General features: G+C 72.5%; 7 protein-coding genes and 1 pseudogene. 7 read left to right on the forward strand and 1 reads right to left on the reverse strand.

Annotation, left to right across the window (positions count from 1 at the left end):
• Positions 1–7 precede the first annotated feature (7 nt).
• Positions 8–1642: a gamma-glutamyltransferase family protein gene (locus GT007_RS09060; protein ID WP_201451844.1), complete on the reverse strand. Its 1635-nt coding sequence runs from the start codon at positions 1640–1642 to the stop codon at positions 8–10.
• Positions 1643–1879: 237 nt separating this feature from the next.
• Here GT007_RS09060 and GT007_RS09065 point away from each other — a divergent pair, with 237 nt between their 5' ends.
• From GT007_RS09065 to glyA, 7 genes and pseudogenes are all read left to right on the forward strand, one after another.
• Positions 1880–3025 (forward strand): GlxA family transcriptional regulator, encoded by a 1146-nt coding sequence (locus GT007_RS09065; RefSeq protein WP_160121278.1) that lies wholly within the window; start codon positions 1880–1882, stop codon positions 3023–3025.
• 83 nt (positions 3026–3108) lie between these two features.
• Positions 3109–4368 (forward strand): sarcosine oxidase subunit beta family protein, encoded by a 1260-nt coding sequence (locus GT007_RS09070; RefSeq protein WP_160121291.1) that lies wholly within the window; start codon positions 3109–3111, stop codon positions 4366–4368.
• Positions 4368–4664 carry a sarcosine oxidase subunit delta gene (locus GT007_RS09075; protein ID WP_160121279.1) on the forward strand — a complete coding sequence of 99 codons (297 nt, stop codon included), beginning with the start codon at positions 4368–4370 and terminating at the stop codon, positions 4662–4664. Before GT007_RS09070 ends, GT007_RS09075 begins: the two co-directional genes overlap by 1 nt.
• Complete coding sequence (locus GT007_RS09080; RefSeq protein WP_160121280.1) at positions 4661–7573, forward strand: sarcosine oxidase subunit alpha family protein; 2913 nt, start codon at positions 4661–4663, stop codon at positions 7571–7573. The genes GT007_RS09075 and GT007_RS09080 overlap by 4 nt, the downstream gene beginning before the upstream one ends.
• Positions 7566–8096 (forward strand): sarcosine oxidase subunit gamma, encoded by a 531-nt coding sequence (locus GT007_RS09085; RefSeq protein ID WP_160121281.1) that lies wholly within the window; start codon positions 7566–7568, stop codon positions 8094–8096. The genes GT007_RS09080 and GT007_RS09085 overlap by 8 nt, the downstream gene beginning before the upstream one ends.
• On the forward strand, positions 8093–9427 hold the full coding sequence (locus GT007_RS09090) for an L-serine ammonia-lyase (RefSeq protein WP_160121282.1): 1335 nt from the start codon (positions 8093–8095) through the stop codon (positions 9425–9427). The genes GT007_RS09085 and GT007_RS09090 overlap by 4 nt, the downstream gene beginning before the upstream one ends.
• 20 nt (positions 9428–9447) lie before the next feature.
• A pseudogene (gene glyA / locus GT007_RS09095) lies at positions 9448–9784 on the forward strand (serine hydroxymethyltransferase); the annotation flags it as partial.

Here is a 9784-nt window from a genome sequence, read left to right on the forward strand (position 1 = left end):
GCCCCCGTCAGGCGACTCCCTCGGCATAGCCATCGCGCTGCGGGTCCGCGCCCCCCTCGATGCGGCCGTCGAACAGGGTGATGCCGTGCACCGCCGCGAAGGGGAAGGAGTGGTAGTTCCGCCGCACCCCATACCCCATCGCGGCCACCTGCTTCTCCACCGCGCGGGGAATGCGGTTGGAGATGTCGATGCTGTCGCTGGTGGCGCTGAAGCGCGGGGCCATCACGGCCTCCTGCATCGTCATGCCCCAGTCCAGCACGTTCAGCAGCGCCTGCAGCACCGCGATGCCGATCCAGGCCCCGCCCGGCGCGCCCAGCGTCATCACCGGCCGCCCGTCCTGGAACACGATGGCCGGCGTCATGGAGGAAAACCGCTTCTTGCCCGGCGCGATGGAGCCCGCGCGCCCCGGGCGCGGATCGTACCAGTTCATCGCCCCATTCAGCATGAAGCCGGTGCCCGGCGGGATCACGCCCGAGGGCACGCCCAGCGTGTGCGTCATCGACGCCACCAGCCCATCCCCATCCACGCAGGAGATGGTGGTGGTGTGCTTGGAATCCCCGCCCAGCCGGGTCAGGGAGGCTTTCTCCCCGGCCCGGATGCGCGCGGCGCAGGCGGCGGCGTAATCGTCGGACAGCAGGCGCTCCAGCGGAGGCGGCATGAAGGCCGGGTCGCCGATATGCTCGTCCCGGTCCCGCCCCGCGATCTTCATCGCCTCCGCCAGCACGCGGATGTATTCGGCCGAGTTGTGGCCCATCGCCACCAGGTCGAAATGCTCCAGGATGCGCAGCATCTCCGCCACCACGATGCCGCCCGCGGGCGGCGGCGGCAGGCTGATGGTGTAGCCGCGATAGGAGACCAGCAGGGGCTCCACCCGGCGCGGCCGGAACCCCGCGAGGTCCGCCGCCGAGAGCAGCCCGTCATGCGCGCGCATATCCGCCAGGATGCTGTCGGCCAGGCTGCCGGTGTAAAGCGCCTCCGCCCCATCCCGCGCCACCAGGCCCAGGCTGGCGGCCAGGGCCGGGTTGCGCACCGTCTCGCCGGGCTTCTTCGGGGTGCCGTCGGGGCGCGTGTACAGCGCCCGCCCCTCGGGCGTGAAGCGCAGCTTGTCGGCGTAGCTCAGCCGGCCATAGCCCGATTCATCCATGGTCCACATGGCCGAGACATGCGGGCGCACGATCCAGCCTTCCTCGGCGAAGGCGATGGCGGGGGCCATCAGCGACGACCAGGGGCCGCGGCCCCATTCGGCATGGGCCTCGGCGAACAGGCGCAAGATGCCGGGGGTGGTGACGGCGCGGTGCCCGATCTCATTGGCGCGGCTGCCCAGGATATAGCCATAGCCATCGGAGCATTCGCGCTGGAAATCGGCCTGCCACATCGCGGGCGCGCAGGCGGCGGGGCAGGTGGACAGGCCGTCGATCACGCTGGTGCGGCCGGTGCGCGGGTCGAACACCTGGATCACGCCCAAGCCGCCGATGCCGCACATCATCGGGTCCACCACGCCCTGGGTGAAGGCGCAGGCCAGCAGCGCGTCCACGGCGCTGCCGCCGGCGCGCAGCATGGCGGCGCCGGCCTCCACGGCCTCGGGCTGGGGGGCCACGATCATGGCGCGCGGGTCCGGCAGGCGGCGGGCGGGTCTGGGCATGGTGGTCTCCTGGCCTCGGGGCCGGAAGGCTAGGGGCAGCGCGGGGGGCAAGCCAACGCCGGATTGCTGGCGCCGATCAGGCGTATGATCATGATTTCAATAACTTGATGCCCAGCGCGCCGGTCTTGTGCAAGAGTTTGACGCATTCATCAAACCCGCGGCCGGGCCCGGCGGAAGGCCCTTGCCGCCGCCGGGCTTCTCCCGCCCAATAGGCTTCCATTCCCGCGAGGAACCCCCGTGCAGCCGCCCGTTCCGCCACCGCCCGCCGGGCCCGAACAGCCCCCGCTGCTGGTGGCCTTCCTGCTGCTGCCGAACTTTACCTTCACCCCCTTCGCGGGCTTCATCGACATGCTGCGCCTGGCGGGCGACGAGGGCGACCGTTCCCGCCCGCGCAAATGCCGCTGGACCATCATCGCCCCCAGCCTGCAACCGGTGCGCGCCAGCTGCGGCGTGATGGTCACCCCATGGGAGAAGCTGGACGACCCCGCCCGCTACGACCACATCGTGGTGGTGGGCGGGCTGCTGCCCCCGCCGGGGCGGCCGATGCTGGATGCCGCCTGCCTCGCCTTCATGCAGGCCGCCCGCAAGGCGCGGCGCAGCGTCATCGGCGTGTGCACCGGCAGCTTCGCGCTGGTCGAGGCCGGGCTGATCGGCCCGGGCGGCACCTGTTGCGTCTCCTGGTATCATCACCAGGACCTGGTGGACCGCTACCCGGAGGTGACGCCGGTATCGGACCGTTTGTGGGTGCGGTCCGGGCGCGTCACCACCTGCGCCGGCGGCACCGCCACCATCGACCTGGCCGCGACCCTGGTGCGGGAGCAGCTGGGCCCCGCCGCCGCGCAGAAAAGCCTGCATATCCTGGTCGCGGGCACCCAGCGCGAAAGCGCCACCCCCCAGCCGCACCCGCCCATCGCGGTGCGCGCCAACGACCTGCGGGTGCGCCGCGCCGTGCTGCTGATGGAACAGCATGTCTCGGACCCGCTGGACGGCGACGCGCTGGCCGGGCGGCTGGCGATTTCCCGCCGCCAGCTGGAACGGCTGTTCCGGCGGGATTTCCAGGTCAGCCTGCAGGTCTTCGCGCGGGACCTGCGGCTGTCCCACGCCATCTGGCTGCTGGCGCATTCCGAGGCCCGCATCACCGAGATCGCGGGCCAATGCGGCTTTTCCGACACCCCGCACCTGGACCGCTGCTTCCACCAGGCCTTCGGCACCTCTCCCAGCCGGGCGCGGCGGCTGGGGGCGGCGGAGCTGAAGCGCATGCTGCTGGACTGGTGGCCCCATGGCGGCGCCGGCTCCGCCCTCCGGCTGGATGAGGTGGCGGAGGAGCTGCCCTCCCCCGCCCCCGGCGCGCCCCCGTTGACGGACCGCCGCCACTTCCCCTGACCGGATGGCGCCCCAGGCGCAATCGATGTCGCACAGGTTCAATCCCGCGCCTCGCCCCCGCCGCCACACTGCGCGGCATGAGCATGCGCCGTTTCTCCCTCCTCAGCCTGGCCCGGGAGGCCCTCAGGGGCCATTCCGGCTGGCAGCCGCAATGGCGCAGCCCGCCAAGCCCCGCCGCCGCCTATGACGCGGTGATCGTGGGCGGCGGCGGGCATGGCCTGGCCACCGCCTACTACCTCGCCAGGGAACACGGGATGCGCCGCATCGCGGTGCTGGAAAAGGGCTGGATCGGCGGCGGCAACACCGGCCGCAACACCACCATCATCCGCTCCAACTACCTGTTTCCCGAAAGCGCCGCGCTCTACGACCACGCGCTGAAGCTGTGGGAGGGGCTGTCGCGGGAGTTGAACTACAACGTCATGTTCAGCCCGCGCGGCGTGCTGATGTCCGCCCACAGCGTGCACGACATCCAGTCCTTCCAGCGCCACATCCACGCCAACCGGCTGGCCGGGGTGGACAATGAATGGCTGACGCCCGAGCAGTGCAAGGCCTTCTGCCCGCCGCTCGATATCTCCCCGCACGCGCGCTATCCGGTGCTGGGCGGCGCGCTGCAGCGGCGCGGCGGCACCGCCCGGCATGACGCAGTGGCCTGGGGCTATGCCCGCGCCGCCAGCGCGCTGGGCGTGGACATCATCCAGAATTGCGAGGTGACGGGCATCCGGCGCGAGGGGCCGGGCGGCGCGGTATCGGCGCTGGAAACCACCAAGGGGCTGGTGCGCACCGCGCGCGTCGGCGTGGTGGCCGCGGGCAGCACCAGCCTGGTGATGGCCATGGCCGGGCTGCGCATGCCGCTGGAGAGCTACCCCCTCCAGGCGCTGGTCAGCGAGCCGGTGAAGCCGGTGTTTCCCTGCGTCGTCATGTCCAACACCGTCCATGCCTATATCAGCCAGTCCGACAAGGGAGAGCTGGTGATCGGCGCAGGCACCGACCAGTACACCTCCTACAGCCAGGCCGGCAGCATCCAGATCCTGACCCACACGCTGGATGCCATCACCGAGATGTTCCCGATGTTCCGGCGCATGCGCATGCTGCGCGCCTGGGGCGGCATCGTGGATGTCACGCCCGACCGCTCCCCCATCATCGGGCTGACGCCGGTGCCGGGGCTGTTCGTGAATTGCGGCTGGGGCACGGGCGGGTTCAAGGCCACGCCCGGCTCCGGCCATGTCTTCGCCGCCACGATCGCCAAGGGCGAACCCCACCCGATCGCGGCCCCCTTCAACCTCGCCCGCTTCGAAACCGGGCGCATGATCGATGAGGCCGCGGCCGCCGCGGTGGCGCACTGATGCTGCTGATCCGTTGCCCGCATTGCGGTGACCGCCCCGAGGTGGAATTCCGCCATGGCGGGGAGGCCCACCTGGCCCGCCCGCCCGAACCCGCCGCGCTGAGCGACGCGGAATGGGCCGCCTATCTGCATCAGCGCCGGAACCCGCGCGGCCCGCATGCCGAACGCTGGCGCCACATCCATGGCTGCGGCCGCTTCTTCAACGCGGTGCGGGACACGCTGACGGACCGCTTCCTGGCCACCTATCCCACCGGCGCCGCCCGCCCAGATGGCACCCAGCAGGGGGACCCGGCATGAGCGCACCCTTCCGCACGCACCAGGGCGGCCGCCCCGACCGCGCCCGGACCCTGCGCTTCACCTTCGATGGCCGCACCTATGACGGCCATCCGGGGGATACGCTGGCCTCCGCCCTGCTGGCCCATGGGGTGCACCTGACCGGGCGCTCCTTCAAGTATCACCGGCCGCGCGGCATCCTCTCGGCCGGACCGGAGGAACCCAACGCCCTGGTCGAGCTGGACGCCGGCCCCGGCCGGCGGGAGCCCAACAGCCGCGCCACCATGGTGCCGCTGCGCGACGGGCTGCTGGCCCGCAGCCAGAACCGCTGGCCCAGCCTGGCCTGGGATGCCGGGGCGCTGACCGGCGCCGCCGCCGCCCTGCTGCCCGCCGGCTTCTACTACAAGACCTTCATGGGCCCCGGCCGCGCGTGGGAGAAGCTGTACGAGCCGCTGATCCGCCGCATGGCGGGCCTCGGCCGCGCGCCGGCCGAGGCCGACCCCGACCGCTACGCCCAGCGCTATGCCCATTGCGACGTGCTGGTGGTGGGCGCGGGGCCGGCGGGCCTCGCGGCCGCGCTGGCGGCGGCGCGGGGTGGCGCGCGCGTTATCCTCTGCGACGAGCAGATGGAGATGGGCGGCAGCCTGCTGAGCCAGCCCGGCACACGCATCGCGGGGCTGCCGGGCTGGGAGTGGCTGGAGGTGGCTCTGGCGGAGCTGCGCGCCCTGAAGGTGCGCCTGCTGCCGCGCACCACCGCCTTTTCCTATGGCTTGCAGAACATGGTGAGCCTGGCGGAGCTGCCGGAACGCGCGGAGGGCCCGCGCGAGCGGCTGTGGATGGTCCGCGCCGCGCGGGTGGTGCTGGCCACCGGCGCCATCGAGCGCCCCCTGCCCTTTTCCGGCAATGACCGGCCGGGGGTGATGCTGGCCGATGCCGCGCGGGTCTATGCCCTGCGTTATGGCGTGCTGGCGGGGCACCGTGCCGCCGTGCTCGCGGCCCATGACAGCGGGTATGAGGCGGCCTTCGCCTTGCAGGCGGCGGGGATGGAGATCGCCGCCATCCTGGACCCGCGCGCCGCCCCCCCGGCCGATCTGCTGGCCGAGGCCACAGGCCGGGGCATCCGCGTGCTGGCGGGCCAGGGCGTGGCGCGCAGCCTGGGCGGGCGCCGCGTGACGGGCCTCATCAGCACCGGGGGCGAGCGCATCGGCTGCGACCTGCTGCTGATGGCCGGCGGCTGGACGCCCTCAGTGCACCTGTTCTCCCAGGCGCGGGGGGCGCTGCGCTGGGATGCGGCGCGCGATGCCTATCTGCCGGATACGGCGCCAGAGGCCGTGCTCTGCGCCGGCGCCTGCCAGGGCAGCTACGGCCTGGGCGCCTGCCTGGCGGAAGGCCATGCGGCCGGCGGCGGCCATGGCGCCGCCCCTGGCGCGCAGCCGGGGCGCGAGCCCTCCGGCATGCCCACCGCCCAGGCGGTGGCCGGTGCCGCGAAGGCACCGATGGCCTTCGTCGATTTCCAGAACGACGTGCAGGCCAAGGACATCGCGCTGGCGGTGCGGGAGGGCTTCCGCTCCATCGAGCATGTGAAGCGCTACACCACCAACGGCATGGCGACCGACCAGGGCAAGACCAGCAACATGGTGGGGCTGGCCATCGCCGCCGCCACGCTGGGGCAGGAGATCCCAGCCGTCGGCCTCACGCGCTATCGCCATCCGGTGACGCCCACGGGCTTCGGCGGGCTGGCCGGGCGGCATCGCGGCGACCTGTTCGAACCCATCCGCCGCGCCCCCCTGCATGGCTGGGCCGAGGCCGAGGGGGCGCTGTTCGAGCCCGTGGCGCAATGGCGCCGCGCCCGCGCCTTCCCCCGCGCCGGAGAGGACCTGCACGCCGCCGTGCTGCGCGAATGCCGCGCGGTGCGCCAGGCGGCGGGGATCTTCGATGCCTCCACCCTGGGCAAGATCGAGGTGGTGGGCCCGGATGCCGCCGAATTCCTGGAACGGCTGTACGTGAACCCGTGGAAGAAGCTGGCCCCCGGCCGCTGCCGCTACGGCATCATGCTGCGGGAGGACGGGTTCGTGACGGATGACGGCGTGGTGGGGCGCATGGCGGCGGACCGCTTCCATGTCACCACCACCACCGGCGGCGCGGCCCGCGTGCTGCACATGATGGAGGACTACCTGCAAACGGAATTCCCCGAATTGCGGGTCTGGCTCACCTCCACCACCGAGCAATGGGCGGTGATCGCCCTGCAGGGGCCGAAGGCGCGGACGATCCTGGAACCCTTCGTGGAGGGGCTCGACATCTCCGCAGCCAGCTTCCCGCACATGAGCGTGGCGGCCTGCCGCGTCATGGGCATCCCGGCGCGGCTGTTCCGCGTCAGCTTCACGGGGGAGCTGGGCTTCGAGGTGAATGTCGCCCCGGACCAGGCCCCCGCCCTGTGGCGGGCCCTGATGCGGGCCGGCGCGCCGCATGGCCTGACCCCCTATGGCACCGAGGCGATGCACGTGCTGCGCGCCGAGAAGGGCTACATCATCGTGAGCCAGGAAACCGACGGCACCGTCACGCCCGACGATGCGGGGCTGAGCTGGGCAGTGGGCAAGGCGAAGCGGGATTTCGTCGGCAAACGTTCCCTGGCGCGGCCGGAGATGCGGCGGCGGGACCGCCCGCAGCTGGTGGGGCTGCTGCCGCGCGGCACAGTGCCGCAGGAAGGCGCGCAGATCCTGGCCAGCCCGGGCGCGCGCATGGCGGAGGGGCATGTGACCTCCGCCTATTGGAGCCCCGCGCTGGACCGGCCGATCGCGCTCGGCCTGCTGGCGGGCGGGCGGGAGCGGATGGGCCAGACCGTCTATGCCACGGTCATGGGCGGCGCACCGATTGCGATGGAGGTGACGGACCCCGTCTTCCTCGACAAGGCGGGAGAACGGGTCAATGCATGAGAATTCGGTGATCCGCCACGCGGGCATCACGCTGCGCGCCCTGCCGGGCATGGCGCGCTTCGCGCTGCGCTGCGCCCCGGCCGACGCGCCCCGGGCCAGCCAGGCGCTGGGGCTGGACCTGCCCTTGGCGGCGCTCACGGCCTCGGCCGGCGCGGGCCGGGCGGCGCTGTGGCTCGGCCCCGACGAATGGCTGATCCTGGCCGAGGACGGCGCGGCGGAAACCCTGCCGCCCGCGATGGAGGACGCCTTCGCGGCCACCCCCTTCAGCCTGGTGGAGGTCTCCGGCCGGCAGCTCGCCTACGGCCTCTCGGGCCCGGGGGCCGAGGAAGTGCTGGCCGAGGGCTGCCCGCTGGACCTGTCCGACGCCGCCTTCGGCCCCGGCACCTGCACCCGCACGCTGTTCGGCAAGGTGGAGATGGTGCTGTGGCGCCCCGGGCCGGAACCCGCCTGGCATATCGAGGTCTGGCGCTCCTTCGCGCCGCATCTGCACGCGCATCTGCGCGAAGCGTTGCTGGACCTGTGAGCGGCGTCTTCGACATCTTCCGCATTGGGCTCGGCCCTTCCTCCTCGCACACGGTGGGGCCGATGCGCGCCGCGGCGGCCTTCATGCAGGGCCTGCCGGCCAACGCCCGGCCGCACCGGCTGGAGGTGACGCTGTATGGCTCCCTGGCCTGGACCGGCCACGGGCACGGCACGGCGCCCGCCATCATGGGCGGGTTGCTGGGCTGGGCGCCGGAAACCGCCGAGCCCGAGGCGCTGCGCGCCCTGCCCGCCCTGCTGCGGGACAGCGGGCGGCTGGTGTTATCCTGGGGCAGCATCGCCTTCGACCCCGGGCGCGATATCCGCTTCGACCGCGAGAGCAAGGTTCCTGGCCACCCCAACGCGCTGCGGCTGCGCGCCTTCGGGGCGGAGGCCACGCTGCTGCGCGATGAGCTGTGGTTCTCCGTGGGCGGCGGCAGCGTGCGCCGCGCGGGCGAGAAATCCCTGGCCGCGCTGTCCTGCCCCTTCGCCTCCGGCGTGGCGCTGCTGGAACGCTGCGCGGCCACGGGGCAGAGCATCGCGGCGCTGCAATTCGCCCATGACAGCGCCCATCACGGCGCGGACGCCGTGCGCGCCCATCTGCACCAGGTGGCCGCCACCATGCGGGACTGCATCGAACGCGGCCTGGTGAATGAGGGGGAGCTGCCGGGCGGGCTGAAGGTGCGCCGCCGCGCGCCCGGCCTCGCGGCCCGGCTGGCCAGCCGCAACACCCCCGGCCCCACCGAGGCGATGGACCGCGCCAGCCTGTGGGCCATGGCGGTGAATGAGGAGAACGCGGCGGGCGGGCGTGTCGTCACCGCCCCCACCAATGGCGCGGCCGGGGTGGTGCCCGCCGTGCTGCGCTGGGCGCGGGAGCATCTGCACCGCGAGGAACCCTCCGCCACCGAGGATTTCCTGCTGACGGCCGCGGCCATCGGCGGGCTGATCAAGGCCAATGCCTCCGTCTCCGGCGCCGAGGTGGGCTGCCAGGGGGAGGTGGGCTCGGCCGCCGCCATGGCCGCCGCGGGGCTCGCGGCCCTGATGGGCGGCACGCCGGAGCAGATCGAGAACGCCGCCGAGATCGCGCTGGAACACCATCTGGGCATGACCTGCGACCCCATCGGCGGGCTGGTGCAGATCCCCTGCATCGAGCGCAACGCGATGGGCGCGGTGAAGGCGATCAACGCGGCGTCCCTGGCGCTGGCCGGGGATGGCGCCCACCACGTCAGCCTGGATGAGGCGATCGCGACGATGCGCCAGACCGGGCTCGATATGCGCAGCGAATACAAGGAAACCTCGCGTGGCGGCCTGGCCGTGCACGTGGCGGAATGTTGAGGAAACCGACCATGAACCTGATGACCCACAGCCCGGTGCCGCCGGGCTTCTTTTCCGCCGACCTGGCCAGCGCCGACCCCGCCATCGCCGCCGCGATCGGCCATGAGCTGCTGCGCCAGCAGGACGGCATCGAGCTGATCGCCTCCGAGAACATCGTCTCCCGCGCCGTGCTGGAGGCCCAGGGCTCGGTGCTGACCAACAAGTACGCCGAGGGCTATCCCGGCCGCCGCTACTATGGCGGCTGCGAATATGTGGACGTGGCCGAGGCCCTGGCCATCGAGCGCGCGAAGGAGCTGTTCGGCGCCCAGTTCGCCAACGTCCAGGCCCATTCCGGCGCCAGCGCCAACATGGCCGTCT

The organism is Rhodovarius lipocyclicus (genome assembly GCF_009900765.1).
GTDB lineage: Bacteria > Pseudomonadota > Alphaproteobacteria > Acetobacterales > Acetobacteraceae > Rhodovarius > Rhodovarius lipocyclicus.

What these genes read in the sequence shown, in the direction of transcription:
- GT007_RS09080 (WP_160121280.1), top strand. Translation starts at nt 4,661, where the DNA reads ATGAGCGCACCCTTCCGCACGCACCAGGGCGGCCGCCCCGACCGCGCC.
- GT007_RS09085 (WP_160121281.1), top strand. Translation starts at nt 7,566, where the DNA reads ATGCATGAGAATTCGGTGATCCGCCACGCGGGCATCACGCTGCGCGCC.
- GT007_RS09070 (WP_160121291.1), top strand. Translation starts at nt 3,109, where the DNA reads ATGCGCCGTTTCTCCCTCCTCAGCCTGGCCCGGGAGGCCCTCAGGGGC.
- GT007_RS09060 (WP_201451844.1), bottom strand. Translation starts at nt 1,642, where the DNA reads ATGCCCAGACCCGCCCGCCGCCTGCCGGACCCGCGCGCCATGATCGTG.
- GT007_RS09075 (WP_160121279.1), top strand. Translation starts at nt 4,368, where the DNA reads ATGCTGCTGATCCGTTGCCCGCATTGCGGTGACCGCCCCGAGGTGGAA.